Annotated in this window: 31 protein-coding genes; 15 read left to right on the top strand and 16 right to left on the bottom strand. The window is 64.6% G+C overall.

Annotated elements, in window-relative coordinates:
- Positions 1–98: 98 nt before the first annotated feature.
- Complete coding sequence (locus CH285_RS26160) at positions 99–656, bottom strand: helix-turn-helix domain-containing protein (protein WP_032367567.1); 558 nt, start codon at positions 654–656, stop codon at positions 99–101.
- A 66-nt stretch (positions 657–722) separates the two neighbouring features.
- On the opposite strand from CH285_RS26160, the gene CH285_RS26155 reads away from it, so the two are divergent.
- The 3 genes from CH285_RS26155 (at position 723) to CH285_RS26145 (ending at position 3,180) form a co-directional block, all read left to right on the top strand.
- The gene (locus tag CH285_RS26155; RefSeq protein ID WP_032371452.1) at positions 723–1,421 is read left to right on the top strand and encodes an AzlC family ABC transporter permease; all 699 of its coding nucleotides are present in this window, start codon (positions 723–725) and stop codon (positions 1,419–1,421) included.
- Entirely contained in the window at positions 1,418–1,729 is a 312-nt protein-coding gene (locus CH285_RS26150) for an AzlD domain-containing protein (protein ID WP_032371451.1), read from the top strand. Before CH285_RS26155 ends, CH285_RS26150 begins: the two co-directional genes overlap by 4 nt.
- A 431-nt stretch (positions 1,730–2,160) precedes the next feature.
- A complete protein-coding gene (locus CH285_RS26145; protein ID WP_027494916.1) occupies positions 2,161–3,180 on the top strand; it encodes a DUF5914 domain-containing protein in 1,020 nt (339 codons plus the stop codon).
- A 1-nt stretch (position 3,181) separates the two neighbouring features.
- Here the strand turns inward: CH285_RS26145 and CH285_RS26140 are convergent, their stop codons facing one another.
- Together CH285_RS26140 and CH285_RS26135 are read right to left on the bottom strand one after the other, a co-directional pair.
- On the bottom strand, positions 3,182–3,649 hold the full coding sequence (locus CH285_RS26140) for an SRPBCC family protein (protein WP_027494917.1): 468 nt from the start codon (positions 3,647–3,649) through the stop codon (positions 3,182–3,184).
- Positions 3,646–3,990 (bottom strand): ArsR/SmtB family transcription factor, encoded by a 345-nt coding sequence (locus CH285_RS26135; protein WP_032371450.1) that lies wholly within the window; start codon positions 3,988–3,990, stop codon positions 3,646–3,648. Before CH285_RS26135 ends, CH285_RS26140 begins: the two co-directional genes overlap by 4 nt.
- A gap of 206 nt (positions 3,991–4,196) precedes the next feature.
- On the opposite strand from CH285_RS26135, the gene CH285_RS26130 reads away from it, so the two are divergent.
- Both CH285_RS26130 and CH285_RS26125 read left to right on the top strand, forming a co-directional pair.
- Positions 4,197–4,646, top strand: coding sequence for an Hsp20/alpha crystallin family protein (locus tag CH285_RS26130; RefSeq protein WP_032371615.1), 450 nt, complete (start codon positions 4,197–4,199; stop codon positions 4,644–4,646).
- Between the two features lie 58 nt (positions 4,647–4,704).
- On the top strand, positions 4,705–4,887 hold the full coding sequence (locus tag CH285_RS26125) for a hypothetical protein (protein WP_032371449.1): 183 nt from the start codon (positions 4,705–4,707) through the stop codon (positions 4,885–4,887).
- 84 nt (positions 4,888–4,971) lie between these two features.
- Here the strand turns inward: CH285_RS26125 and CH285_RS26120 are convergent, their stop codons facing one another.
- From CH285_RS26120 to CH285_RS26090, 7 genes are read right to left on the bottom strand one after another with little or no spacing between them, the layout of a single operon-like run.
- Positions 4,972–5,427: a GNAT family N-acetyltransferase gene (locus CH285_RS26120; RefSeq protein ID WP_032371448.1), complete on the bottom strand. Its 456-nt coding sequence runs from the start codon at positions 5,425–5,427 to the stop codon at positions 4,972–4,974.
- A 49-nt stretch (positions 5,428–5,476) separates the two neighbouring features.
- Entirely contained in the window at positions 5,477–6,994 is a 1,518-nt protein-coding gene (locus CH285_RS26115) for an NAD(P)/FAD-dependent oxidoreductase (RefSeq protein ID WP_057473181.1), read from the bottom strand.
- Positions 6,991–7,728 carry a class I SAM-dependent methyltransferase gene (locus tag CH285_RS26110; RefSeq protein ID WP_027494924.1) on the bottom strand — a complete coding sequence of 246 codons (738 nt, stop codon included), beginning with the start codon at positions 7,726–7,728 and terminating at the stop codon, positions 6,991–6,993. Before CH285_RS26110 ends, CH285_RS26115 begins: the two co-directional genes overlap by 4 nt.
- Complete coding sequence (locus CH285_RS26105; RefSeq protein ID WP_027494925.1) at positions 7,725–7,958, bottom strand: RNA-binding S4 domain-containing protein; 234 nt, start codon at positions 7,956–7,958, stop codon at positions 7,725–7,727. The genes CH285_RS26110 and CH285_RS26105 overlap by 4 nt, the downstream gene beginning before the upstream one ends.
- Positions 7,959–8,001: 43 nt before the next feature.
- On the bottom strand, positions 8,002–10,188 hold the full coding sequence (locus CH285_RS26100) for a heavy metal translocating P-type ATPase (protein WP_094642782.1): 2,187 nt from the start codon (positions 10,186–10,188) through the stop codon (positions 8,002–8,004).
- The gene (locus CH285_RS26095; RefSeq protein WP_032371445.1) at positions 10,185–10,433 is read right to left on the bottom strand and encodes a hypothetical protein; all 249 of its coding nucleotides are present in this window, start codon (positions 10,431–10,433) and stop codon (positions 10,185–10,187) included. The genes CH285_RS26100 and CH285_RS26095 overlap by 4 nt, the downstream gene beginning before the upstream one ends.
- Before the next feature lie 26 nt (positions 10,434–10,459).
- Entirely contained in the window at positions 10,460–10,972 is a 513-nt protein-coding gene (locus CH285_RS26090) for a GNAT family N-acetyltransferase (protein ID WP_230593046.1), read from the bottom strand.
- A gap of 104 nt (positions 10,973–11,076) precedes the next feature.
- Here CH285_RS26090 and CH285_RS26085 point away from each other — a divergent pair, with 104 nt between their 5' ends.
- Positions 11,077–12,789 carry a cutinase family protein gene (locus tag CH285_RS26085; RefSeq protein ID WP_094642781.1) on the top strand — a complete coding sequence of 571 codons (1,713 nt, stop codon included), beginning with the start codon at positions 11,077–11,079 and terminating at the stop codon, positions 12,787–12,789.
- A 22-nt stretch (positions 12,790–12,811) separates the two neighbouring features.
- Here CH285_RS26085 and CH285_RS26080 read toward each other — a convergent pair whose 3' ends face one another.
- Positions 12,812–14,044 (bottom strand): hypothetical protein, encoded by a 1,233-nt coding sequence (locus CH285_RS26080; RefSeq protein WP_141215020.1) that lies wholly within the window; start codon positions 14,042–14,044, stop codon positions 12,812–12,814.
- A 16-nt stretch (positions 14,045–14,060) separates the two neighbouring features.
- On the bottom strand, positions 14,061–15,596 hold the full coding sequence (amaB, locus tag CH285_RS26075; RefSeq protein ID WP_094642779.1) for an L-piperidine-6-carboxylate dehydrogenase: 1,536 nt from the start codon (positions 15,594–15,596) through the stop codon (positions 14,061–14,063).
- 124 nt (positions 15,597–15,720) lie between these two features.
- Between amaB and lat the strand changes: the two genes are divergently transcribed.
- Together lat and CH285_RS26065 are read left to right on the top strand one after the other, a co-directional pair.
- The gene (gene lat / locus CH285_RS26070) at positions 15,721–17,049 is read left to right on the top strand and encodes an L-lysine 6-transaminase (RefSeq protein ID WP_094642778.1); all 1,329 of its coding nucleotides are present in this window, start codon (positions 15,721–15,723) and stop codon (positions 17,047–17,049) included.
- 73 nt (positions 17,050–17,122) lie between these two features.
- On the top strand, positions 17,123–17,527 hold the full coding sequence (locus CH285_RS26065) for a hypothetical protein (protein ID WP_094642777.1): 405 nt from the start codon (positions 17,123–17,125) through the stop codon (positions 17,525–17,527).
- Position 17,528: 1 nt separating this feature from the next.
- Here the strand turns inward: CH285_RS26065 and CH285_RS26060 are convergent, their stop codons facing one another.
- Positions 17,529–18,383, bottom strand: a complete 855-nt coding sequence (locus tag CH285_RS26060) for a LysR family transcriptional regulator ArgP (protein ID WP_373454752.1) — start codon at positions 18,381–18,383, stop codon at positions 17,529–17,531.
- Between the two features lie 75 nt (positions 18,384–18,458).
- Between CH285_RS26060 and CH285_RS26055 the strand changes: the two genes are divergently transcribed.
- The 3 genes from CH285_RS26055 to CH285_RS26045 all read left to right on the top strand — a co-directional run bounded on the left by CH285_RS26055 (position 18,459) and on the right by CH285_RS26045 (position 20,109).
- Positions 18,459–19,076 (top strand): LysE/ArgO family amino acid transporter, encoded by a 618-nt coding sequence (locus CH285_RS26055; RefSeq protein ID WP_032367950.1) that lies wholly within the window; start codon positions 18,459–18,461, stop codon positions 19,074–19,076.
- A gap of 122 nt (positions 19,077–19,198) precedes the next feature.
- Positions 19,199–19,720, top strand: a complete 522-nt coding sequence (locus CH285_RS26050) for a mycothiol transferase (protein WP_094642818.1) — start codon at positions 19,199–19,201, stop codon at positions 19,718–19,720.
- On the top strand, positions 19,717–20,109 hold the full coding sequence (locus tag CH285_RS26045) for a VOC family protein (RefSeq protein WP_094642775.1): 393 nt from the start codon (positions 19,717–19,719) through the stop codon (positions 20,107–20,109). The genes CH285_RS26050 and CH285_RS26045 overlap by 4 nt, the downstream gene beginning before the upstream one ends.
- Before the next feature lie 4 nt (positions 20,110–20,113).
- On the opposite strand, the gene CH285_RS26040 is transcribed toward CH285_RS26045, so the two are convergent.
- Complete coding sequence (locus CH285_RS26040) at positions 20,114–20,500, bottom strand: VOC family protein (protein WP_222083844.1); 387 nt, start codon at positions 20,498–20,500, stop codon at positions 20,114–20,116.
- A 19-nt stretch (positions 20,501–20,519) separates the two neighbouring features.
- A complete protein-coding gene (locus CH285_RS26035; protein ID WP_094642773.1) occupies positions 20,520–20,897 on the bottom strand; it encodes a VOC family protein in 378 nt (125 codons plus the stop codon).
- Positions 20,898–20,964: 67 nt separating this feature from the next.
- On the opposite strand from CH285_RS26035, the gene CH285_RS26030 reads away from it, so the two are divergent.
- The 3 genes from CH285_RS26030 (at position 20,965) to CH285_RS26020 (ending at position 23,204) form a co-directional block, all read left to right on the top strand.
- On the top strand, positions 20,965–21,789 hold the full coding sequence (locus CH285_RS26030; RefSeq protein ID WP_255032387.1) for a helix-turn-helix transcriptional regulator: 825 nt from the start codon (positions 20,965–20,967) through the stop codon (positions 21,787–21,789).
- 115 nt (positions 21,790–21,904) lie between these two features.
- Positions 21,905–22,975 carry a phospho-N-acetylmuramoyl-pentapeptide-transferase gene (gene mraY / locus CH285_RS26025; protein WP_094642772.1) on the top strand — a complete coding sequence of 357 codons (1,071 nt, stop codon included), beginning with the start codon at positions 21,905–21,907 and terminating at the stop codon, positions 22,973–22,975.
- A 16-nt stretch (positions 22,976–22,991) separates the two neighbouring features.
- Complete coding sequence (locus CH285_RS26020) at positions 22,992–23,204, top strand: hypothetical protein (RefSeq protein ID WP_027494940.1); 213 nt, start codon at positions 22,992–22,994, stop codon at positions 23,202–23,204.
- Positions 23,205–23,210: 6 nt separating this feature from the next.
- Here the strand turns inward: CH285_RS26020 and CH285_RS26015 are convergent, their stop codons facing one another.
- Positions 23,211–23,885 carry a hypothetical protein gene (locus tag CH285_RS26015; protein ID WP_032371439.1) on the bottom strand — a complete coding sequence of 225 codons (675 nt, stop codon included), beginning with the start codon at positions 23,883–23,885 and terminating at the stop codon, positions 23,211–23,213.
- Positions 23,886–23,952: 67 nt separating this feature from the next.
- Here CH285_RS26015 and CH285_RS26010 point away from each other — a divergent pair, with 67 nt between their 5' ends.
- Positions 23,953–24,402, top strand: coding sequence for a MarR family winged helix-turn-helix transcriptional regulator (locus CH285_RS26010; RefSeq protein WP_032371438.1), 450 nt, complete (start codon positions 23,953–23,955; stop codon positions 24,400–24,402).
- Positions 24,403–24,409 lie beyond the last annotated feature (7 nt).

Raw genomic sequence — 24,409 nt, 5'->3', positions numbered from 1 at the left:
AAATGGGGTGAGGCCCGGGGCTTGCCAAGCGAACGCCGTCGAAAGAGTCCAACGGGGTACGTCCGCCGACTATTCCCCGCACGTCAACTGCGTTCCGTTCAGCTGTGCTCGGTGATCATCACCGCCATGGTGTTCGGCTCCAGCGCCTCGAAGATATGCAGCGCGTCGCCGGGGTAGGCGACATAGTCGCCGGGCAACAGTTCGACTGCCTCGCCCACCGGCCCCACCAGCGCTCGTCCGGCGCTGAGCACCACGTGCTCGACCACGCCGGGGGAATGAGGGTCCGAGCGCCTGGGCTCGCCCACGTCCGCACTGACCAGATAGATGTCTCGTCGCGCGTTCGGCGGAGACGACGCCAGCAGCGTCGCCGAGTAGTCCGCCCGGTCCGACGCGAATCTCGGCCCCTCCCCCGCACGGATCAGCCGGACCGACTGCTTCGCGGGCTCGACCAGTCTGGAGAACGGCACATCCAGGGTGACGCTGAGCGCCCACAGAGTTTCCAGACTTGGATTCCCCGTACCTGATTCCAGTTGCGACAGAGTCGATTTGGCGATACCCGCACGACGCGCCACCTCGGCCAGCGAGAGGCCGACGCGTCGTCGTTCCTGCTGCAGAGCGGCAGCGATGGCCGCGATCGGTGGTCCGGCGTCCGCCATTCGTTCACTCCATCGGTACGTTCGTTTGATTTGACGAACAGCTTAACATCGTCCACTATAACGACCATGCGTTCGACATGGCGAACCCTGCAGGGGGTCAACATCCGCGACATCGCGTTGGTCTGTCTGGCCGACGCCTTGGTCGGGGCCTCGTTCGGTGCCATCGCCGTAGCCGCCGACCTGCCACTGTGGCTACCAGTGGTGATGTCCCTGGTGGTCTTCGCGGGCTCCTCCCAATTCATCTTCGTCGGCATCCTGGCCGTCGGCGGCAACCCCGTCGCCGCCGTGGCGAGCGCGTTGCTCGCAAACACTCGGCTCGTACCGCTCGGATTCTCCATAGGATCCGTTTTCGAGAACGTCTCGCCATGGAAGCGACTGCTCGGCACCCACCTGATCACCGACGAAGCGGTCGCATTCAGCGTCGCCGAAGAAGACGAAGGACGGCGTCGAACAGCGTTCTGGCTGTGCGGAATCGGACTGTTCGTCACCTGGAACATCGGGGTGGTGATCGGCACTCTCGGTGGTGGCGCAATCACCGATACCGCCGCACTCGGACTCGACGCCGCATTTCCGGCAATCCTGCTCGGACTGATCATGCCTGCGCTCCGAGATCGGGGCACGCGCAATGCCGCACTCGTCGGCGCAGGGATCGCCCTGGCAGCGTCGATGTTCCTACCGAGCGGACTGCCGGTGCTCCTCTCGCTGATCGCCGTGGTGCCCGCACTGCTGTCCGCCAAGCCCGCCGCACGCGAGGAATCCGCATGAGCCTCACGATTCCGCTGATCGCCATGGTCGTCGGCACTTTCGCGCTCCGCCTCATCGGCCCGGCCCTGCGCTCGCGCATGACCATCTCGCCCCGCATCGACCGCGTCATGTCCACCTCGGTCGCCGTCGTGTTCGTAGCCCTCATCGCCACCTCCACCCTGCTCGTGGGCAAGGACTTCGCGGGCTTCGCGGCCCCCATCGGCGTGACCGTGGCCGGAATCCTCGCTTGGCGCAAAGCACCCTTCGTCGTCATCGTGATCGCCGCTGCCGCGACCACCGCTGCCCTCCGCTGGATCGGTGTCGCCTGACCGAACCGCGGCACCCCAAGTCCACTAGATGTGACATTAACCCCCGAAAAGTCCACCAAATGTCACATTGAGTGCATCGGATGGGGAACACGGGTGACAGCCATCGCCCCTTCGCGGACTACCGACTCGGCAACAAGCCCGTTGCCACCCGGGCCACCTCGCTTACCGACCTGAGCGCCCACTATTTCTCTGCATCCACGGGATCCCGCCTTTCGAGCCGAATTGTGGGCGCTGACATCAGTTGGCCGGCGCAGCTCGGACCGCCGGCCCCAACTGGACCCACCTGCCTCGCGCACCGCTCCCCGTTCACCGGCACCCCGGGTCCACTAGATGTGACATTGACCCCCGAAAAGTCCACTCGACGTCACATTGAGTACCCCCGGGCGGGGACAATGGAGAATGAACACAATGTCTCGATGTGGGGAGCAGCAATGACCGCGCTGGATGCAGTACGACGACGCTGGCCGAAGACGATGCCACTTCAGCCGCTTCCGTCGGAGTCGTGGGCCAAGCAGGAGCCGACGTGGAAGGGTGCGAATCCCCAGGTCATCGAGTCGGCGTTGAAGCGTGCGAAGACTCGGACGTCGGGTAATTGGTTCGTTTTCGCTGCGAGTCGTGACGTGAAGGCCGACAAGCCGTTCGGTCGCTATGTCGGTACCACCGAGTTGGTTGCGTGGCGGGATTCGGCGGGCAAGGTGCATATCGGTCCGGGTGCGTGTCCGCATCTCGGGGCGGCGCTCGATACCGCGAAGATCGAGTGCGACGCGTTGGTGTGCCGGTGGCATGGGCTGGCGTTGGGTCCGAAGGGTAAGGCTGGCTGGCGGCCGGTTCCTGCGTTCGACGACGGTGTTCTGGTGTGGGTCCGGCTCGACGAGCTGGGCGGCGAGGAGCCGACGCCGGTGCCGGTGGTACCGATCAGGCCCCCTGCGTCGACGTCCATTCCTGGTGTCGTCACGTTGATCGGGAAGTGCGAACCGGACGACATCATCGCCAATCGCCTCGATCCGTGGCACGGCGCATGGTTCCATCCGTACTCGTTCGCGAGGCTGAAAGTGGTCAGCGCGCCCACCGACATCGATGTGCCCGAGGAGGACGATCGCTTCCTGGTCGATGTCACGTTCCGCGTCAGTCGCGGCATCGGTGTTCCCGTTCGAGCCGAATTCGTCTGCCCCGGCCCACGCACCATCGTCATGCGCATCCTCGACGGTGAGGGGGCGGGAAGCGTTGTCGAGACTCACGCGACTCCCCTGGCTCCTGCGCCCGACGGCACCCCGCGGACGGCGGTCATCGAGGCGACGATCGCGAGCTCGGATCGACCCGGCTTCCAGATGGCGCGCAAGGTCTCGGGATTGCTGCGTCCGGCGATGAATTTCACCGCCGCACGTCTGTGGAAGGACGACCTCGATTACGCCGAACGTCGTTACGAACTGCGCTCGACGGGTCGCGCGTGATCTAACTTTCGACGAGCGCGGCGAGTTGGCCGATGACGGTTCCCCATCCGTCTTCGAAACCCAACTCCTCGTGCATCTTTCGGTCTTCTACGTTGCGGTGCATCACGTGCGCCCGGTACTCCGTCCCGTCGGGATGGTCGGCGAACGTGATCACCGCGGTCATGAACAGTTGTGGGGCAGGTCGCCAACCTTCGACGAGGGAGTTGGTGAACACGATGCGTTCCTGATGGTCGACGGCGAGGAAGCATCCGTCGATGTGCGGTTCGAAGTCTCCTCCGGGTTCACTCATCAGCGTTCGGAATGCGCCTCCGGGCTGCAAGTCCCACGCATCCACTCGGCACAGAGTAGGTGCGGGAATCCACCATTTCTCGAACTTCGACGGGTCGGCCCACGCATCCCACACCGTCTCGCGCGGAACCGCGATGATGCGGGAGATACTCAGGTCGAGTTCGGGATCGAAGGAAGTCATTGCTGCTCACTCTCTTTCGAGGATCGGGTGACGAACTGTTCGAGACGGTCGGTTCTGGATTCCCACACGGACCGTTGCTGTTCCAGCCACGTGGAGGCCGCATCCAGGTTGGTTCGCTCGATCGTGCATGCGCGTACACGTCCGGTCTTGTGGGTGCGAATCCATCCGCTGCGCTCGAGTACATGAATATGTTTCATGAACGACGGCAGAGTCATGTCGAATGGTTCGGCCAGTTCCCCCACGGTGGCAGGCCCGGACCCCAGCCGGCCCAGTACTGCGCGTCGCGTGGGATCGGCCAACGCCTGAAACACGTCGTCGAGGACCTCGGAATACTGAGCCATATGGCACAGTATCTCGACTGATCGATATACACAAGAGCTCTGCACCACTCCTGCTGCGCCGCAGCACTATTGGGTCGAAAAAATTTCCGAAAATGTGCCGTAAAGGTCTTGGCACTCGCTGCATTCGAGTGCTAATTTTTGTGTTGCACAGTTGAGGAGCGCCTCGCCACAGGGGCGAGCGCATCTGGGTACAGGAGGTGGTTGCTGTGCTTCGTTTCGATCCGTTCCGTGACGTCGATTCGCTCACCTCGGCATTGTTGGGTGCGTCTACCGGTTCGGACCGCGCACCGCGATTCATGCCCATGGATCTGTACAAGGTCGACGATCACTACGTACTCAGTGCCGACCTTCCCGGCGTCGACCCGGGATCCATCGACGTCGACGTCGATCGCGGCACATTGACGCTCACCGCGCAACGAACCGTGCCGGAAAGCTCCGGCGTGCAGTGGATTTCATCGGAACGGTTCGCCGGAACGTTCCGTCGACAGATCTCACTGGGTGACGGCGTCGACTCCGAGCGAATCTCGGCGTCCTACGACAACGGCGTCCTGTCGATCACAATTCCGCTTGCCGAGCGAGCGAAGCCGCGCAAGGTAGACATCGCTCGTGCAGAGCTGACCGGCGAGCAGAGATCCATCGAACACCAATCGACCTGATCCGTCACGCGCACAAGCACATCGAGCACTGTCGAACTACTCAGGGAGGGTGATGCATATGGAAACGGATACCGTGGTCTGGCCGGAATCTCCCGATCGTGACCAATGGTGGCGCACGGTTCTCGGGGTCGGGACCGAGATCCGTGAATGCGCCACGGCCGATCTACTGGATCAGCAGCGCGCAGAACCGGTCGACGACGACCTCTACCCGCACGTACCGCGAGAGCCCGTCGCTGCGTGATCCGAACGACCGCAAGGCCGGCACCGACATTCGGTGCCGGCCTGCGTCATTGCCGCACCGAGTAACTGGTCCCGAGGCCAGACATCACAGGACCAACGAGTAGAACGTGCTCGACGGGTCCACGACGTAGTCGCCGAACGGGGGCACTGCGACGAATCCGTGTCGCTCGTAGAGGCGTCGAGCTGCGGCGAAGTAGTCCTGGGTGCCCGTCTCGAGGCTGACGCGCTCGAACCCCAGTCGTCGCGCCTCCGTCAGTACGTGGTCGAGCAGTCCGGACGCCACCCCGCGGCCTCGCGCGAAATTCGAGGTGCGCATCGATTTCAGTTCTCCGTGTTCAGGAGTGAGTGTCTTCAGCGCGGCAATGCCGAGCAGTGCCCCGGCCTCCCACGCCGTCCACACCCGCATATCCGGCCCGCGCAGACCCGACAGATCCAGTGCGTGAACACTCTCTGCCGGTGACGTCGCGTGCATGTCCGCAAGGTGCTCGACGAGCAACGCACCGACCTCCGGCCGCGACAGATCGTCGACCTCGAGACGCATGCAACCTCCTGTCGTGAGTGGAAGTTCGACCCCTGCTACGAAGTACCACTCACCTGCGGCGAAGCCGCTCCAAAGCATCGAACATCTTGAATCGTCCACTCGTGGGCACGGTTTCGATGTCGTGGCCGGTGACGCCCCAGCCCGCCAACAGGGTGTTCGCTGCCTGCAGTCCGGTGGTGGCGGCACGTTCCATGAGAGCAACGGGCAGATCGATCCGAATGCCGTCACCCGCGAGTACCAGCGAGGGCTCGGGGGTACGCACGGTGGGCCGCTCGGCGAATGCTCCGAGGCCGAACATCGGGCAGTCGTCTCGCCATTCGGATCGTTCCGCGATCACCTCTGCCGCAGCGGTTTCCGGGTAGATCTCGTGCATGCGAGCCATCAGCTGCGCGCGGGTGACCTCCTCGGATTCCTCGGCAGCGTAGGCATGCAGTTCGACGACCGAACCTCCGGTCCTCGCTGCCCACTCCGCGGCCTCGTCCTCGAACCGCTCGAGCACACTGATGTTGTCGATCGGAGGCATGCCGCCGGTGCCGATGAACGCGGGACGATCGGCATTCACCGCCTTGCTCAGCCACACGCGGTGGACCATGAAAGGCGGGGTGTTCTGCAGCGCGCCGATCTGCTTGCGCCACGCCGGCGTCCCGAGCTCGGGGGATTTCTCGAGCACCCGCTGCAATCCGGCGATGTCGGTAGCGAGGACCACCGCGTCAGCGTCGATGATTCCGCCGGCGTCGACGCGGAACTTGCGCAGGCCACCGCGGGTGATCTCGCCACACGGAGTAGACGTTCTGATGTCGACACCGAGACCACTGAGATACTCCCCCAACGGGTTCCACAGTGCCTGTGGGTAGGGATCGCGGGGGACGTCGAAGATCAGACCCTCGGAGGAGCCGAGGAAGTAGATGTGGAACATCATCGCCAGTTCGGCAGCCGACATCTCCTCCGGGTCGGCGAAGAAGCTGCGTGAGAACACCCCGAACGCCAGATGGCGTGCCGCTTCGGGAAAGTTGATGTTGCGCAGGAACTCCGCTGCGGGAGTGGTGTCGAGTTCGTCGAAGGTCTTCGGCACGCTCACCGTCATCAGTGGCAGGGCGGCGATTCCGTTGAGGTCGGTGAGGTCCTTCCACCGGAACGTCGGACTGCGCTTGACGAACGCGAACGCATTGAGCGGTGGCGTCTCGGGCAGCCCCTTGAATCCGTCGATACGTCCGTCGCCGTCGATCAGCGGGTAGTCGTCGACCGGGCGTAGACGCGCCAGGTCGGGGTCTGTGCGGCGCAGCAGGTTTCGCAGGTTGTAGTACTGCCGGAAGAAGGCGTGGAAGCCGCGGCTCATCGTCGCGGGCGAGCCGTCCTCCAGCGTCGTGTCCCATCCGCCGACGCGGCCGCCGAGGTAGCTTTCGCGTTCGACCAGATGAACCTTGACGCCGCGTTCGGCCAGCGCGGTCGCGGCGCTCAGTCCCGCGATACCGCCGCCCACCACCACCACATGCGGGACGTCGGCCAGCTGGCCTGCGTCCGAATATCCTTGCACCGCAGCATGGGTGACCTTCTTGGAATCGGTCAACGCTCTTCCTTCGCGGGTCGAGAGCCCAGGAACGTGTGCACCACACCGTTCTGCCATCCGGTCATCGTTTCTCGGGCGACACCGCTGTAGCCCGCACGCTGCATCCGTCGCACGAACGCCGATGCGCCGTCGAACGTCACAACGCTCCGCCACAGGTGCCGGTACAACGTGGCGTCTCGCGTCGCGAGCCAGCCGAGCGGGATGATGATGCCCCAGCTCACGACGTTCCAGGAGATGCGAGCACGCAGTGAATCGTGCACCGAATACTCGTGGAACGCGATCGTCGAACCCGGACGCAGCAGCGCCAGTAGCGATTTGAGTTCGGTGTCGGGGTCGTCGACGTTCCTGATCAGATATGCGGCCAGGATGGCGTCGAACGGTCCGTCCACCCCGTTCACGGCCAGATCCTCCACCCGCGAATGCACGAACGTGACGTTCGACGGCCAGTCCTTGCTCCGGGCGACCTCGAGCATCTCGGCGGACGCGTCGGCGGCGACGATTTCGGCGTGCGGTGCCGCTTCGAGCAGCGCTGCGGTGGACGCACCCGTACCGCAACCGATATCGAGCAGGCGCAGTCCGCTTCCGAGATCGGGAATGCGGAGGCGTTGCGCAGACTTGACGAGGTGCTCGTGGTAGCCGGGGTTCGCTCCGACGAGTCGGTCGTACGCTTTGGCACCGACGTCGAATGCGCCGGGAACTTCGTTTCGCGGCAGACCGCGCTTACCGACCTTCACAGTGCCTCTTCCTTGCTCACGCGGGCAGCTGGCCCACCCTGGACCGACACGACATCTCCGTGCTGCAACTGCCGTCCGCGGCGGATGTCCACGTCCCCGTTGACGCTGACCAGGCCGTCGGCGATGATGCCCTTGGCTTCGGCACCGGATTCGATCAGGTTGGCGAGCTTGAGGAATTGGCCCAGCCGGATCGATTCGTCGCGGATGGGGACATCGTGTGCGTCGGACATGTCTCCATCCTGTACTAGCGGGCCGCTCGCTGCTACCAACGAGTCACATCGCGGCGCGGAAGCGGCGCAACCGCAGGCTGTTGCTCACCACGAACACCGAGGACAGCGCCATCGCAGCCCCGGCGAGCATCGGGTTGAGCAGGCCCGCGGCCGCGAGCGGAATCGCTGCGACGTTGTAGGCGAACGCCCAGAACAGGTTGCCCTTGATGGTGCTCAGCGTGCGACGCGAGAGCCGGATCGCATCGCCGACGGCCCGTAGGTCGCCGCGGACCAACGTCAGATCGCTCGCCTCGATCGCAACATCTGTACCGGTCCCCATCGCGAGGCCCAGGTCCGCGGTGGCCAGCGCTGCCGCGTCGTTGATGCCGTCGCCGACCATCGCCACTACCCTGCCTGCGGCCTGCAGTTCACGAACGGCATCGACCTTGCCCGACGGCAGCACTCCGGCAACGACCTGCTCGATGCCTACCTCCGCAGCGATCGTTCGGGCGGCGGCCTCGTTGTCGCCGGTGAGCATGACCGGCGTCAGGCCCAGCTCGCGCAGTTCTGCGACGGCCTGCTTCGACGTCGGCTTGACCGAGTCGGAGACCACCAGAACCCCGCGGGCCTTCCCGTCCCACCCGATCGCGACGGCGGTACGTCCCTGGCGTTCGGCGTCGTCGAAGGCATCGGCCAGTTCCGGTGGCAGGGGCATCGACCAGTCGGCCAGCAGGCTGCGACGGCCGATGACCGAGGCGCGACCCTCGACGACGCCCTGGACACCGAGACCCTCGAGGCTGGTGAACTCCTCGACCGACTGGGACAGTGCCCCGCCTGCGATGGCCCGCGCGATGGGGTGCTCCGAACCCGATTCCAACGCTGCCGCCACGGCACGGACCACGTCCTCGTCCTCACCGTCGGCCACGTGCACCGAGTGCAGTGTCATCTCACCGGTGGTGACGGTGCCGGTCTTGTCCAGCACGACGGTATCGATGCGGCGGGTCGATTCGAGCATTTCGGGGCCCTTGATCAGAATCCCCAGCTGCGCCGCCCGTCCGGTGCCGACCATCAGTGCTGTGGGGGTGGCGAGCCCGAGTGCGCAAGGGCACGCGATGATCAGGACGGCGACCGCCGCCGTGAAGGCAGCGGCCACCGAATTTCCGGTGCCGAGCCAGAATCCGAGCGTTGCCACCGAGATGGCGATGACGATCGGCACGAAGATTCCCGAGATACGATCGGCCAGACGCTGGGCCTGAGCCTTGCCGGTCTGCGCATCTTCCACCACCTTCGCCATCTGCGCGAGCTGGGTGTCTGCACCGACTCTGCTGGCGCGCACGGTGATTCGACCACCGACGTTCACCGTGGCTCCGGTCACCGCGTCGCCGGCCCCGACCTCCACCGGCACCGACTCGCCCGTCAGCATCGACCGATCGACGGCCGAGGATCCACTCTCGACGGTTCCGTCCGTGGCGATCTTCTCACCCGGACGAACGACGAACAGATCGCCGACGGCGAGCTGATCGATCGGAATCTGCTGTTCCTCATCGCCTTTCAGCACAGCGACGGTCTTGGCACCGAGGTCCATCAGTGCGCGCAACGCCGCACCGGCCTGCCTCTTGGACCTGCTCTCGAACCACCGGCCGGCCAGGATGAAGGTGGTGACGCCCGCAGCCGCCTCGAGATAGATATTGCTCGCCCCGTCCATCCGCGCGATCGTGAACTCGAACGGATGCGTCATACCGGGCTCGCCGGCTGTACCGAAGAACAGCGCATACAGCGACCAGCCCAGTGCAGCAAGGGTTCCCATGCTCACGAGGGTGTCCATCGTCGACGTCCCGTGCTTCAGGTTGGTCCACGCGGCCCGGTGGAACGGCAGCGCTCCCCAGACGACGACCGGCGCGGCGAGAGTCAACGACAGCCACTGCCAGTTGGTGAACTGGAGAGCCGGAATCATGGCCATCGCGATGACCGGAATGCTGAGCACTGCCGAGACGACCAACCGCTGTTTCAGCGGATCGGTAGGGAGATCGTCCTGTGGCTCGGCGGCGGGCAGCGTGGCGGTGTACCCGGCAGCTTCGACGGCGGCGATCAGGTCTTCGGTAGCAACACCGTCACTGGTGACGCGCGCCTTCTCGGTGGCGTAGTTGACCGTCGCCGATACCCCGTCGAGCTTGTTGAGCTTGCGCTCGATGCGGTTGGCGCACGACGCACAGGTCATGCCGCCCAGAATCAGTTCGGTTTCCGTACTCATCCCTGATTCCCTTCTGCCTCGATGACGAATGTGGCCGTGCGGACGACACCCTGATGCTGGAAGTCCGGATGAAGCGCAGATGTTCCGACGTGCGACTCGTGGTCGGAATGCGTCGGTTCGCTGGGCGACCCGTCGGGTCCGATCGCGTGGCCGACGAACAGGGCGAGAAAGAAGACGAGGGCTATGCCGACGACGAATCCGACGAGCTTGGTCGGGGTGCCGAGTTCCTGTCGTGTGGAGTTCACATCCCTACCCTACCCCCCCAGGGTATCTAGTGGGTAGTGCCGATCGCCTTCTTGAAGCCGACGTGTGAGGCAGTGAAGCCCAGACGGGTGTAGAACCGGTGGGCATCCACTCGACGCGAGTCGGACGTCAGCTGCACCAGAGCGCACCCTCGCCGCGTGGCCTCCTCGATCGCCCACTCGATCAACGCGCCACCGAGCCCGCGGCTGCGCCAGGTAGCGGCCACCCGTACGGCTTCGATCTGAGCGCGCAACGCACCACCTCGCGCCAGTCCCGGAATGACCGTCGACTGCAGAGTTCCCACCACCTCGTCACCGTGCACGACGACGACCAGCACGTTCCGTGGATCAGAGGAAATGTCCTCGAAAGCGGTGCGATATCCGTCCATGTTCTGGACGGATTCGCGCGTCGCGCCCAACTGGTCGTCCGCCAGCAGCGCCACGATCGACTCGAGGTCCGACGCCACCGCCTCACGCACGAGGCAGGTCGATCCATCGGTCAGAGCTAATTCCATCGGTGTCATTCGGGCGTGAAAAGTCATGTCCACGACGGTAAACGAAGCGTTTTGTAACGCGAACCATCCGAGCGACGAAATGCCGGGTAACCCACTGGCAATTGCAGTCGGGATCGGTTCGGGCGTGGATGATGGGGATCGAAAACATGAATGGTGGCAAGTCGAAGCGTGTGCGCATCGCGCTCAGCGCGTTTGCGATCGGCGCACTCGGTGCCGGAGTGCTGGTAGCAGCACCCTGGTCTGCGTCGGAAACGAGTGTCGAGGCCTCCGTCGAGCTGGTCTCGACATCGACCTGCTACGACATGGTGAGCATCGCCATCGGCGGACGCGGAGACACCCCACGCGAGGGCGTCAAGTGGCTGACCAAGCCCGACGGCACCCGCCTCCCCGCAGCGATGTCCGGTGACTACTCGAGCGACTGGATCGACCAGGCCGTGCGAGCTCCGAACAACGGCAACGTGGTTCCCGACTCCTACGCCGCGGTCTACGTCGAGTACCCGGCCGACCTCGCGAGCTACGAGAACGCCGTGCAGACGGGCGTCACCAACTCGCAGACCATCATGAAGGAAATCTCCGCGTCCTGCCCCCAGACTCGCTTCGCCATCGTCGGCTACAGCGAAGGCGCAGACGTTGCTCGCCGCACCGCCATGGAGATCGGCAACCAGGCCGTTCCCGAGGACGGCAAGTACGGCATCATCGACCCCTCGCAGGTCGTCGGCGTCGTCATCTTCGCCGACGCGGGACGCGTCGCAGGCGAGGGACCGTTCCCCGGTGCCGAGAACCCGTTCAGCAACCCGGACGGTTTCGACACCAAGTACCAGAACGGCAACAACGCCATCCCCGGACAGGGTGCATTGCCGGGAACGTCGGGCGGCTTCGGCGCACTCGACGGACGCGTCGCGTCCTTCTGCTCCGACGGTGACCTGACCTGCGCACTGCCCGCCAACACGTCGCTGATTCACCTGGCCGCCAACGTCGGTCGACAGGTCAACGCCGATGCGCTGCAGAACGAGAACCTCACCCCGGCCACCGGAGCCGACCTGGCTCTGGCACTGGGACGCATCGCAGTCAACGCCTTCAACGACATTGCGTCGCAGCCCAATTGGATGCAGAGCGACGAGACCTTCCTCGACGTACTGATCAAGGTGTCCGAGCCCAACTACAAGCCCGGCACCGCAACGACCCCCGTCTCGGCCAAGGTCGACGGTGAAGAGCCGATCGAGACCGGCCAGATGGTCGACATGGTGTACCTGCCGCAGAAGATCTTCAAGGAGATCACCGGGTTCATCTCGTCCAACCAGAACACGATCCCGGTCATCATGAACGATCCCTACGGCCTGACCCTCGGGCCCGGCTCGGGACACCACTTCGACTACTGGCGCGACGCCGACGCCGCCAACGGCAAGCCACTGACCTCGGTCCAGTACGCCGCAGCCTGGCTGACCCAGCTGGCCGAGCAGGCCAACCGGGGCGAGCCGGTGAAGACCAAGGAAGTACAGGAGAAGGCAGGCCGCGCAGCAATCCAGGCCATCGCCGCCACACCCGAGACCACCACCTCGGCAACGGCAACTCCGACGGCAACGACGCCGGCACCGGTCACCACCAGCCCCGCTGCGCCGGCCGCCCCCGTTGCGCCTGCTCCCGCCCCCGCGGCCGAGGTGCCGGCACCCGCACCGGCACCGGCTCCCGCTGCCGAGCCTGCAGAACCGGCCTGCACGACTCCGGCCGAGGGTGAGCCACCCGTCGAGGGCGCACCGCCGGTATGCGTCACCGCGCCCGCCACGGAAACGCCGGTCACCCCCGAGGCCGCAGCTCCGACGACGACTGTCGCACCGACCCCGTAGGTGTGTGGAAACTCGTAGCCCACTACGAGTTTCCACGCACGACGGGTGAGCGACGCGCCAGCAGAACAGCGGCACCCGTCACCACAGCAAGAACCACGAGCCCGGCCACCGACAGCACCAGGTGGTCGGGCTCGCTTGTGCGTGAGATGACGGATTCATCCATGGACAACGACGGTGTGTAGCCGGCGGACACCACGGTCACGGGCAGGGCCATGACGAACACCGCCGGCAGTGAGATCGCCAGAGATCCGGACGACGTCGCCAGCGCGGAGACCAGAACATAGGCCGCAACGAGCGGCAGAGCGAACTGCGAGACGATCGGAATCTCGACGTAGTTCTCCGTCAGGCTCGTAGCAGCGATGACGAACAGGCCGCCCAGCCCGATGTACAGCTGCGGCCACCGGTAACCGATCCCGGCTCCCGCGACCAACAGTGCTGCGCTCGCGCACAACCGAGCGGCATCTCCCGCGGCGAAGCCGGAGGTGCCCAGGGCCGTCGCCGATACTGCGAACAGCACCAGCAGCAGGCGTCCGTCGCGCCCAGGAACTAGGAACGACGCCAGCAGCGCAGTAGCCGTCATACCGACGAGAGCCCCGAGCCACTCGACACTCCGCGTATCGGCATCTGCCGCAATCCAGCTCAGGACGCTGGCCACGACGGGCAGCGACAGGCCGACGAGCAGAATCCGCGAGGTCTCGGGTGGCTGCGCCACCTCGTGGCGGCGTGCCAGGAACAACGTGACTGCCGCGGCCACTGCAGCGATCACCATGACGATCGCGCGCTCGGGAGCCACATCGTCCTCGGCACCGACCACATCCCAGACGAAGACGGGACCGTCGTTCGCCTGCATCAGCGCATCGAGCCAATAGCCCAGCAACCCGGCGCCCACAACCGAGACACCCAGGGCGGCCTGTGCACCACGGTGGTGTCCCGACAAAAGCGCGGCCGCACCCAGCAGCACACCGGTGCCCACTGCAGCAGCCCAGTGCCCGAGTATGCCGGGCACCATTCCGACGGTCTGGAACACCACGACGAGCAGCGCTGCCATCGCCACGATGGTTGCAGTTGGTGCACTGGCCCGGGCCGCGGCGACCGCCGTCCCACAGGCAGCGACGGCAACGACTGTGAGCCCGTTGACAATCGACCAGAACGACCCGAATTCCGCAGTGCTGTTCACCAGTGACTCGACGGGGCCGATGTCACTGATGGCATAGCCGAGAACGAAACCGGCCAAGAGCATCGACAGTACTTTCATACTGCCGATCATGCCGTCAGCCGAATTTCACTCCCTGCGCCAGGGGCAGTTCGTCGGAATAGTTGACCGTGTTCGTCGCCCGACGCATGTAGGCCTTCCATGCGTCCGAACCTGATTCGCGTCCGCCACCGGTTTCCTTCTCGCCGCCGAAAGCACCGCCGATCTCGGCACCGGAGGGACCGATGTTGACGTTCGCGATGCCGCAGTCCGATCCCGCAGCCGACAGAAAGCGTTCCGCTTCACGCAGGTCGGTAGTGAAGATTGACGACGAAAGTCCCTGCGGCACATCGTTGTGCAGGGCGATGGCCTCGTCGAGGGTGTCGTAGGTGAGCACGTACAGGATGGGCGCGAACGTCTCGTGCCTGACGATGTCGGTCTGGGCGGGCATCGTCACGATCGCGGGCTGTACGTAGTACGAATACTCGTCGACGACATTCACGCGCTCACCGCCGACCACCACCGTTCCGCCGTCGGACTTGGCGGCCACGAGCGCCTTCTGATAGCCGGCGAACGCGCCCGCGTCGATGAGCGGACCCACCAAAGTGTCTCTCTCCAAGGGAGATCCGATGGACAGCGTCTCGTACGCCGCGACCAACTTGGCCACCAGTTCGTCCGCAACCGAGGAATGCGCGATGACGCGTCGGAGCGAGGTGCACCGCTGACCGGCCGTACCCGCAGCCGAGAACACCAGCCCGCGCGTCGTGAGATCGAGGTCTGCCGACGGCGTGACGATCGCCGCGTTGTTGCCGCCGAGTTCGAGCAGCACGCGCCCGAATCGCTGCGCAACCCGCGGCGCAACAGCCCGGCCCATCCTGGTCGAACCGGTTGCCGACACCAGAGCGACACGCGAATCATCCACCAGCGCTTCACCGGACGCTCGGTCCCCGATCACCAACTGAGCGATCTTGGGATCGACACCTGCAGCGGCAGCAGCACGCTCGAACAGAGCCTGCACGCCGACGGCAGTCAGCGGGGTCTTCTCCGACGGCTTCCAGATGACGGTGTCCCCGGCAACCAACGCCAACGCCGTGTTCCAACTCCACACCGCGACAGGGAAATTGAATGCCGTGATGACGCCGACGACACCGAGCGGATGCCATTGCTCCATCATGCGATGCCCGGGGCGTTCGGTGGCAATGGTGTTGCCGTACAGCTGACGTGACAGGCCGACGGCGAAGTCGCAGATGTCGATCATCTCCTGCACTTCCCCGAGCCCCTCGGAGACGATCTTTCCGGCCTCGATGGAGACCAGGGCGCCGAGGTCCTCCTTGTGCGTACGCAGCAGTTCCCCGAGTTCTCGGATCACCTGACCCCGCGCCGGTGCCGGCACCTGCGACCACGAGACGAAGGCCGCAGCTGCGTCCGCGATGACACCGTCGACGTCTGCGGCAGAGGCCGATGCCAGCGACGCCAGATTTCCGCCGGTGATCGGCGATCTCGCGGTGATCGCGTCGGGACCGGCCGGCACGTCGAGCGCGATCGTCGCACCCAGCCGGTCGAGAATGGCGCGCGTACGCACACTCAGCTCGTCGTGGGTGATGGATGCAGACATGCGCGTACACCTTCCGTGGAGAGAATCGAACCGTCGGACATAAGCCTACCGACGGGGGTTACAACAGTATTATTTCCTGCCTAATGGTCTTGCTTACGGAATATTAACGCGTAAGTTCGTCATCATGACGCAAGTATTACAGCGCACCGGAGTGCCCATCGACGCCTCGACCGCCCGCGGCGTGATCGGTGAACACCTACTGGCCGACGGTTTCGAGCTGGTCCTGGACCTCGACGCCTCTACCGGGTCCACCCTGGTCGACGCCCGAGACGGCACTCGCTACCTGGATCTGTTCACCTTCTTCGCGTCCAATGCCCTGGGTATGAACCACCCCGCCCTGACCGACGATCCGGATTTCCGGGCCGACCTGCTACAGGCGGCGATGAACAAACCCAGCAACTCCGACATCTACACCGTGCCGATGGCACGCTTCGTCGACACGTTCGCCCGGGTGCTGGGCGATGCTCGGCTACCGCACCTGTTCTTCGTCGAGGGCGGTGCATTGGCAGTGGAGAACGCATTGAAGGTGGCATTCGACTGGAAGTCCCGGTGGAACGAGCGCAAGGGCATCGATCCGTCCCTGGGCTCGCAGGTGATGCACTTCGAGCACGCGTTCCACGGGCGCACCGGGTACACAATGTCGCTCACCAACACCGACCCGAACAAGGTCGCGCGCTTCCCGAAATTCGACTGGCCCCGAATTCCGTCTCCGTTCATCAGATCCGACGCGAACATGGACGAGCTCGAAGACGCATCGTTGACGGCCGCGCGGCTGGCCTTCGAAGCAAATCCGCACGACATCGCCTGCGCCATCATCGAACCCATCCAGGGCGAGGGCGGGGATCACCACTTCCGGCCCCGCTTCCTGCAGAAGCTGCGCGCACTCTGCCACGAGTTCGACGCACTGTTCGTCATGGACGAGGTGCAGACCGGAGCCGGAATGACCGGTACCGCATGGGCTTTCCAGCAGCTCGACGTCGTCCCGGATGTGGTCGCCTTCGGTAAGAAGGTCCAGGTCTGCGGCGTGATGGCGGGCGGTCGCGTCGACGACATCGACGACCACGTGTTCGCGGTCAGCTCCAGAATCAACTCGACATGGGGCGGCAGCCTCACCGACATGGTGCGATCGCGTCGAATATTGGAGGTCGTCGAAGCCGAGAACCTCATCGAACGAGCCGGCCAAATCGGAACAGTGCTGCTGAAGCAGTTGCAGGAGTTGGCAACTCGACATGCGATGGTCTCCGAGGTTCGTGGCCGCGGACTCATGTGCGCCTTCTCCCTGCCCGACGCTACGACCCGCGACCGAGTGATCGAACTGTTGCGCACCGAGGAGCACGTACTCGCGCTCGGCTGCGGCGACGCGGCAGTGCGATTCCGGCCGGCACTGACAGTCACCGAAGCCGAACTGACACAGGCAATCGAGTCGATCGATCGGGTGTTGAGTCGGCTCTGACCCACCGCGTCAGGTAATCCTTGACACCAGCCGTAACCTTCTGCCAGGATCAACCTGACATAGGAGGTGGATCGTGGATCCGATCGAGCTGGCCGCCGAGGCCGATATCACTGCGGCAACACGGGCGGTCGTGGCGGCCGCAGCCACCGAGGCCGGTCGCAGTGCCGACGAGATCATCGGCACCGGCCCACTGCCGGGCACACCGGAATGGGAGGCAGAGCAGTCGACCGACCTGCCTGCACGACGGAGCCTCGCGTGGCATCTGTTGAGTCTTCGTGTGCAACTGGCGGCGGGGCTCGACGGCATCGAAACCGTTGTGGTGCTGCGCGTTCAGGGTGCGACGTGGGCGATCATCGGCCAGGCGGTTGGCATGTCTCGTCAATCGGCGCACGAGCGGTGGGGTGCCCGCGCGGCGGCAATTCTGGATCCCGTCGGCGATGGGCAGCCCGACATCGTTCCGAACGACAGTCCGGCGTGACTCACCGCAGCACGGTCGCTGCGGCAGCTGCCACCGCGTCGGCCGCTCGCTGCAGTGCAGGCGAGGACAGCGACCACTGCTGCCAGTACAGCTGAACGTCTTCGATGCCGTCGGCGTCGAAGCACGTCAGCGATTCACAGTTCTGGAGGTCCGGGATCATGCCCCAGCCGAAGCCGAGTTCCACCGCCCGCGCGTAGTCCGAGGACGCCGGAACGAGGTGGCGGGGCGGAGTGTGTGAATCGACGCCTCGGTGCCGTAAGTAGTTGTCCTGCAATCGGTCGTCGGCGTCGAATACCACCACCGGTGCGGTGCTCAGTGCCTCGATCGTCGTACCAGCATCGAACCATCGCTCGACGAAGTTCTCGGTGGCCGACGGCCGGTAGCGCATGGCACCGAGGGATCGGACGGTACACCCGCGAACCGGCTCGGACACCGATGTGATTGCGGCAGAGACGATTCCGTCGTGCAAGAGCTGGGCCGTGCGGTCCTGGTCCTGGCGATGCAGATCGAAGGTCGTCGTACCGGCGAGTGGCGCGAGCGCAGGCAGCACCCACGTCGCCATCGAATCGGCGTTGACGGCAATCGAAATGGGGGCCGAGACGCCGTCGTCGTTGAGCTCGGCCCTCGTCTGATCCGTCAGCGTATCGATCTGACGAGCCAGGCGCAGGACCGCCGCACCCGATTGGGTGGCCACCACCGGTTTCGTCCGCTGCACCAGGGTGCGCCCCAACGACGCTTCGAGCGACTTGATTCTCTGACTCACTGCCGACGGGGTCACATGCAATGCACGTGCGGCAGCCTCGAATGTTCCACCGTCGACTACTGCTTTCAACGCTCTGAGCTGCTCGATCTCCACAATATGAAGCTACACTTACCGATGGTGAAATACATTCGCTGGCTCTAATGCTGGTCGCCTCCTAGCGTGAACAGCATGACCTCGCTTGCCGCAGCACAATCGACATTGACCGGACTGGGAGTCGGCCTGTCCCTCATCGTCGCCATCGGTGCGCAGAACGCGTTCGTCCTGCGTAAGGGCCTGCAACGCACGCATGTGTTCCCGGTGGTTGCGGTGTGCGCGCTGTCCGACGCCGTGCTCATCGTCGCCGGGGTGGCGGGCATCGGCGTCCTCGTGGACCGGTTTCCGCTGGCGTTACGCGTCGTCACCGTGCTCGGAGCGCTGTTCCTCTTCGTCTACGGAGTGATGGCGCTGAACCGCGCCCGCACCCCAGCGGCGATGACCACCGACGGCGGCGGCGGGGGCTCGCTGATCGCCGCTGTCGCAACGTGTCTCGCGTTGACGTGGCTCAACCCCCACGTCTACCTCGATACCGTCGTGTTTCTCGGGTCCATCGGTAACCGGCAGCCGGGCGAGCTTCGGTGGTGGTTCGCCCTCGGTGCCGTGCTGGGCAGCGTGCTCTGGTTCACCGCTCTCGGATACGGATCGCGCGTGCTCAGCCCCCTGTTCGCGCGGCCGACGGCGTGGCGGGTCCTCGATCTCGGTATCGGAATCATGATGCTCACCCTGGCCGCGCTGCTGTTGTTCGGCTGAGTCTGCCGCGCCGACGGAGCGCGAGCAGTGAGCTGAGTGTCCACAATTCACGATCGCGGCCCTCATCCCGATTTCGCATCCACAGAATGGACACGCAGCCCACCACCCGATACGAAGGACCCATGGCACAGCTGACGACGTTCCCGGAGCCCGATTCCTCCTTGTCCGATCCCGCCGACCTGTTCGTCGAGTACCTGCGCTTCTACCGCGGTGAACTCGCCCGGCGGATCACCGCGTTGAGTGACGACGCGCTGGCCACGTCGGCTGTGCCGTCGCAGTGGACTCCCCTCGAGATGCTCATCCATCTTGTGTACATGGAGCAGCGCTGGTTCGTCTGGGGGTTTCTCGGGCGCGACGTCGACGATCCGTGGGGGGACAAGAAGGACGGCTCCTGGCATGTGCCGAACCACGTGTCGGCGACGGCATTGCTCGCTCGCCTCGACGACGGCGCTCGGCTGACCGAGCAGGTGCTGCGGTCTCATCGCATGAATGATGTGGCCACCCTGGGTGGACGATTCACCGAAGAACAGCCCACCCTGATCTGGATCTGCTTTCATGTACTGCAGGAATACGCCCGCCATCTCGGCCACCTCGACGTCGCCGTCGAACTGACCGGCGGGCCCACAGGCGAGGGGCCGCAATGAGAATCAACATCACCAGTGTGTTCGTCGACGATCAAGACAAGGCACTGGCGTTCTACACCGACGTATTGGGCTTCGTGGTCAAGCACGACATTCCCATGGGCGGAACAGATCGCTGGCTCACGGTCGTATCTCCTCAGGAGCCGGAGGGCACCGAGCTACTGCTCGAGCCCAGCGGTCATCCGGCAACCGGCCCGTTCAAGACGGCACTGTTCACCGACGGCATTCCGTTCACCCAGTTCGCCGTCGAAGACATTGCCGCCGAACACGATCGGCTTGTCGGACTGGGTGTCAGGTTCACTCAGGAGCCCACCGAGATGGGCCCCGTGATCACCGCCGTATTCGACGACACCTGCGGCAACCTGATTCAGATCATCGCTCCGGTGAGCTGACCGGTCACACGTTCGCGTACAGATCGACGGTGGTGCCGTCGGGATCGTGCACGACGGCATAACGCTGCCCCCAGAACGCATCCCACGGCTGCAGGTGCCCTGTGTACCCCGCGTCGGTCACTGCCGCCCACGCCGTGTCCACTCCGGCGGCAGTGCCGCAGTCGAATGCCAGCGCGACGCGGTGGCCGCCGCTGGGCTCGGTCCACGTCGGATCGAACGAGGTGATCGTCGAGGGTAGGTCGAACAACAACCGAACCCCACCGAGGTCCACCTCCACATGTTGCTCGGCATCGGCGTCGGCCGGAATATCCAGTCCCAGAACGCGGTAGAACGCCAATGCAACTGCCATATCGGCGACGACGATTTCGATTCCTGCCAGACGTGGTTTCACCCGGACAAGGCTAGCCACGTCAGCCCCAGTTCGCGGCATTTGTCAGGCAGAACGGATGCCCGGCCGGATCCAACAGCACACGCCAGGTCTCACCCGGTTGCTCGTCGGGCACAGTTGCGCCCAACTGCACTGCGGCTGTCGCGGCCGCGTCCAGATCGTCGACCGCGAGATCGAAGTGAAACTGCTTGCTGCCATGGGTGTTCGGCCACTCCGGCCGCTGATAGTTCTCCACGCGACCGAATCCGAGCGCGCTGGAGGGCCCCTCCAGCATCGCGTAATCCTTCTCCGCGTGGACGACGGTCCAGCCGAGCAGCGCAGACCAGAACGTCGCGCTGGCCTCGGGATCTCCGCAGTCCAGCGTGACCATCTTCAGGGTTGCCACGGGTGCATCGTTCATGGTGTTTCTCCTCGACAGCGTCGATCGTTTCTCGAAGGTGTCGGACCAGACTCCTACACTGACGCCCGTGCCGGATAGGAGAAATGCGACAGCCACCCACGCCGGCGTCCTGCGACCGGATCAGCTGGCGCAGTATGTCGACCTGGTCCGGCTGCCGTGTGCGGCGTCGTTGGAACCGTGGGTCGAGAATTACTGGCAACTGCGGTGGGATCTGCCGTCGGGGACCTCGTATCGCAGCTCTACCCTGCCCCACCCGGCATGCACGCTCAGCGTCGAGCACGGCTGGACCCGCGCCGGCGTCACCGAGCCGGTGGTCGTCACAGGAGTGTTGACCCGACGGTTCGACGTCGAACTCGCCGAGTCCGGGTGGGTGTTCGGCGTCAAGTTCCGACCCGGCGGCTACGCGAGCTTCACCGGAACCGTGGCCCGAACTCTGCGCGACGTCCCAGTAGCTCCGCCCACCCCCTTTCGATCGGAGACCGTCGCCACGTTGACGCAACTGGACGCACAGCATGACGCCGACCACTGCCGAACCGTCGTCGACGCGGTTCTCGCGCCCTACACCCACGATGTCGAGCCGGAGTACGAGATCGTCTTGGATGTCATCGGCACGATGCTCGGTGATCGGACGCTGATACGCGTCGGCCAGGTGGAGGACAGATGTGGCATCGGGACTCGTCGGCTGCAGCGGTTGTTCGAGCGTTATGTCGGTGCGACGCCCAAGTGGGTTCTGGGCCGATATCGGATTCACGACGCCCTCAGTGATCTCGACAACGGATACACCGGGTCGCTGGCGGAACTGGCCGCGCGATACGGCTGGTTCGACCAGGCGCATTTCACCCGCGAGTTCACCGAACTGGTCGGTGTCTCTCCCGGTACGTATCAACTGTGAGTAACACCTTCGTCACGCAATGCGACTTTTGCCGATTCGTTTGGCACAGTATCCCGCGGTGCTCGGTAGCACCCGGTGGGCAACCGCAGCACAGAGGAAGAGTGGGCTTCAACGCATGATCAACATTCTCGTCGCCGGTGGAATCGCATTGGCGGTCTCGATTCTGTTGACGCCATTTCTCATCGCGCTGTTCACCCGACAGGGCTTCGGCCAGGAGATACGCGTCGAAGGCCCGGCGAGCCACCAGGCCAAGCGAGGAACGCCGACGATGGGCGGCGTCGCGATCATCGTGGGTCTGTGGGCCGGTTACCTCGGTTCCCACCTCGTCGCGATGGGAGGCGACGGGCCGTCGGCATCGGCGCTGTTGATCCTCGGTCTCGCGACCGCCCTCGGCATCGTCGGCTTCCTCGACGACTACATCAAGCTCCGCATGAAGCGAAGCCTCGGCCTCAAAGCCACTGGAAAGTACGTCGGGCAGATCAGTACCGCAGTGATCTTCGCGGTTCTGGCGCTGCAGTTTCGCAACGGCAACGGGCTGACGCCGGGCAACGTCGAACTGTCGCTGGTGCGTCAGTCGACGTTCTTCACGATGGCTCCGATCGTCTTCGTGCTGTTCTGTGTGTTCCTCGTCGTTGCCTGGTCCAATGCCGTCAACCTCACCGACGGGCTCGACGGTCTGGCGGCGGGCTCGATGACCCTAGTCCTCGGTGCCTACACGGTGATGACGTTCTGGCAGTACCGGCAATCGTGCGCCACCAATTCGGTGGCCGGGTGCTACCAGGTGCGTGATCCCCTCGACCTCGCTGTCGTGTGCGCGGCGGCCGCGGGAGCATGCATCGGATTCCTGTGGTGGAACGCAGCACCGGCCAAGATCTTCATGGGCGACACCGGCTCCCTGGCACTCGGTGGTCTGCTCGCCGGCCTGTCGGTCGTCAGCAAGACCGAGCTGATCGCGGTCGTCTTCGGAGCCCTCTTCGTCGCCGAGAGCGCGTCGGTGGTCATCCAGGTCGCGTCCTTCAAGTCCACCGGCAAGCGGCCGTTCCGGATGGCACCGATCCACCATCACTTCGAGTTGGGTGGCTGGGCGGAAACAACGGTCATCATCCGACTGTGGCTGTTCGCGGCCATCGCGTCGGCGCTGGGGCTCGGATTGTTCTACAGCGAATTCCTCGCGGCCGTCGGCTGACCTCTACGATTCCGATATGACCGACGAACTGTCTCCGCTGGCCAAGGTCGATGCTCTCGCCGCCGAACTCGAGACCCTCGATGCTCGACGCGTCGCCATCGGAGTCGAACTCGTCAACCTTCAATTCGGACTCGACGGAAACGCAAAGATCCGCGCCACCGAGGTCTTTCACAGCGACTACCTGGGCAGGCTGTTCACGTTGGTCGACGAACTGCGCACGGACGAGTAGGGCTCGCTAGAGCGCATCCGGGTCCGATCGCGACACCGCAGTCAACCGAAAATCCCTCAGCGACAACGTCCATGCCGCAACCGCTGCAAGGACAACACCGCCGACGGGAAACACCGTCCACGGACTGCCGATGATCGGGGTGAAGGTCGACGGTGACGCGTCGTCGACAGCAGCATCAGAACTGAAGAGATTTCCGACGTAACCCTCATCGTCCTGAATCCCGATGCCGGATATGTCCGCGGGTGCGGTGCCGAACGACGACTGCGGGACTTCGGTTGCACCACTGTGAATCACGATGTACCGAGCCCACGCCGCTGCGGGATCTGGAGCTCTCTCCAACTGCTGCGGCGGCCAGTGGGTCCACGCGAAGGCACTGCCCGCTCCCAGCGCGGCACCGACGACGATCAGCAACGTGAACAGGTGGGCGGAACTGTACTGACGGTCTCTGACGACGCGCATTCCGGAATCGACGAGAAACCACGCCACCACCACAGCCAGAGCCACCCCGGCGGCAACGAGATACAGCGACACGGGGAACCAGCTCGGTCGCAGATGTGCCGTCCCAGGAGTGTCCGGCGGTTCGGTGATCGCAACGTGCCACACCACCGCGGCCGCAGCCCCTGTGGCCGCGCCGACGCCCCCGAGCACTGCGACGAGCCCTTTGCCGGATGGTCTGTCCACGCGCGAGACTCTACCGGCCAGTCGGTCTCTTGACCTCGAGCATTGTTCAGGTTCTACCGTTCGATGCATGACGACACAGCGCCCCATGCAACCACCCGAGAAGCAACCCATCGGCTTCTGGACCGTCCGCGCCGGGGAGGCCGTCCGCGCTCGAACACGCGGAGCGCTCCGCGACATCGGCATCACCCAGGCCGAATGGTGGCTCCTGCATCAGATTTCACTGCATCCCGCTGGTGCCGATCGAGCGAGGACGATCGACACGATCGGACACAACGACACCCCTGGCGCGATCGTCGACGCAATCGACTCCGCTACCGAGAAGGGGTTGATCACCGAATCCCATGCACGACTGAAGTTCACGCCTGAGGGCCAGCGGCTATTCGCCCGCGCCGCGGACATCCAACGGATGCTGCAGGACGAACGCATGCAGGGAATCAGTCAGGACGATTTCGCGACCACCATCCGCGTCCTGCAAGGAACCATCGAGAACGTCGGCGGCGACGCATGGCACTGGTAGGGCAGTC

Origin of the sequence: Rhodococcus sp. 05-2256-B1, from assembly GCF_002258465.1 — a bacterium.
GTDB classification, from domain to species: Bacteria; Actinomycetota; Actinomycetes; order Mycobacteriales; family Mycobacteriaceae; genus Rhodococcoides; species Rhodococcoides fascians.
Note: the sequence above shows the minus strand (reverse complement) of the source record. Positions and strands in the feature narration are given on the sequence as shown.

Excerpts from the sequence above, each read along its gene's own strand:
- CH285_RS26055 (WP_032367950.1), top strand. The coding sequence starts at position 18,459 with ATGACCTCGCTTGCCGCAGCACAATCGACATTGACCGGACTGGGAGTC.
- amaB (WP_094642779.1), bottom strand. The coding sequence starts at position 15,596 with ATGTCTGCATCCATCACCCACGACGAGCTGAGTGTGCGTACGCGCGCC.
- CH285_RS26150 (WP_032371451.1), top strand. The coding sequence starts at position 1,418 with ATGAGCCTCACGATTCCGCTGATCGCCATGGTCGTCGGCACTTTCGCG.
- CH285_RS26035 (WP_094642773.1), bottom strand. The coding sequence starts at position 20,897 with ATGAACGATGCACCCGTGGCAACCCTGAAGATGGTCACGCTGGACTGC.
- CH285_RS26120 (WP_032371448.1), bottom strand. The coding sequence starts at position 5,427 with ATGCGTCTCGAGGTCGACGATCTGTCGCGGCCGGAGGTCGGTGCGTTG.
- CH285_RS26010 (WP_032371438.1), top strand. The coding sequence starts at position 23,953 with ATGACGACACAGCGCCCCATGCAACCACCCGAGAAGCAACCCATCGGC.
- CH285_RS26160 (WP_032367567.1), bottom strand. The coding sequence starts at position 656 with ATGGCGGACGCCGGACCACCGATCGCGGCCATCGCTGCCGCTCTGCAG.
- lat (WP_094642778.1), top strand. The coding sequence starts at position 15,721 with ATGACGCAAGTATTACAGCGCACCGGAGTGCCCATCGACGCCTCGACC.
- CH285_RS26105 (WP_027494925.1), bottom strand. The coding sequence starts at position 7,958 with ATGTCCGACGCACACGATGTCCCCATCCGCGACGAATCGATCCGGCTG.
- CH285_RS26085 (WP_094642781.1), top strand. The coding sequence starts at position 11,077 with ATGGGGATCGAAAACATGAATGGTGGCAAGTCGAAGCGTGTGCGCATC.
- mraY (WP_094642772.1), top strand. The coding sequence starts at position 21,905 with ATGATCAACATTCTCGTCGCCGGTGGAATCGCATTGGCGGTCTCGATT.
- CH285_RS26100 (WP_094642782.1), bottom strand. The coding sequence starts at position 10,188 with ATGAGTACGGAAACCGAACTGATTCTGGGCGGCATGACCTGTGCGTCG.
- CH285_RS26145 (WP_027494916.1), top strand. The coding sequence starts at position 2,161 with ATGACCGCGCTGGATGCAGTACGACGACGCTGGCCGAAGACGATGCCA.
- CH285_RS26080 (WP_141215020.1), bottom strand. The coding sequence starts at position 14,044 with ATGAAAGTACTGTCGATGCTCTTGGCCGGTTTCGTTCTCGGCTATGCC.
- CH285_RS26050 (WP_094642818.1), top strand. The coding sequence starts at position 19,199 with ATGGCACAGCTGACGACGTTCCCGGAGCCCGATTCCTCCTTGTCCGAT.
- CH285_RS26155 (WP_032371452.1), top strand. The coding sequence starts at position 723 with ATGCGTTCGACATGGCGAACCCTGCAGGGGGTCAACATCCGCGACATC.
- CH285_RS26125 (WP_032371449.1), top strand. The coding sequence starts at position 4,705 with ATGGAAACGGATACCGTGGTCTGGCCGGAATCTCCCGATCGTGACCAA.
- CH285_RS26135 (WP_032371450.1), bottom strand. The coding sequence starts at position 3,990 with ATGGCTCAGTATTCCGAGGTCCTCGACGACGTGTTTCAGGCGTTGGCC.
- CH285_RS26140 (WP_027494917.1), bottom strand. The coding sequence starts at position 3,649 with ATGACTTCCTTCGATCCCGAACTCGACCTGAGTATCTCCCGCATCATC.
- CH285_RS26020 (WP_027494940.1), top strand. The coding sequence starts at position 22,992 with ATGACCGACGAACTGTCTCCGCTGGCCAAGGTCGATGCTCTCGCCGCC.
- CH285_RS26090 (WP_230593046.1), bottom strand. The coding sequence starts at position 10,972 with ATGACTTTTCACGCCCGAATGACACCGATGGAATTAGCTCTGACCGAT.
- CH285_RS26045 (WP_094642775.1), top strand. The coding sequence starts at position 19,717 with ATGAGAATCAACATCACCAGTGTGTTCGTCGACGATCAAGACAAGGCA.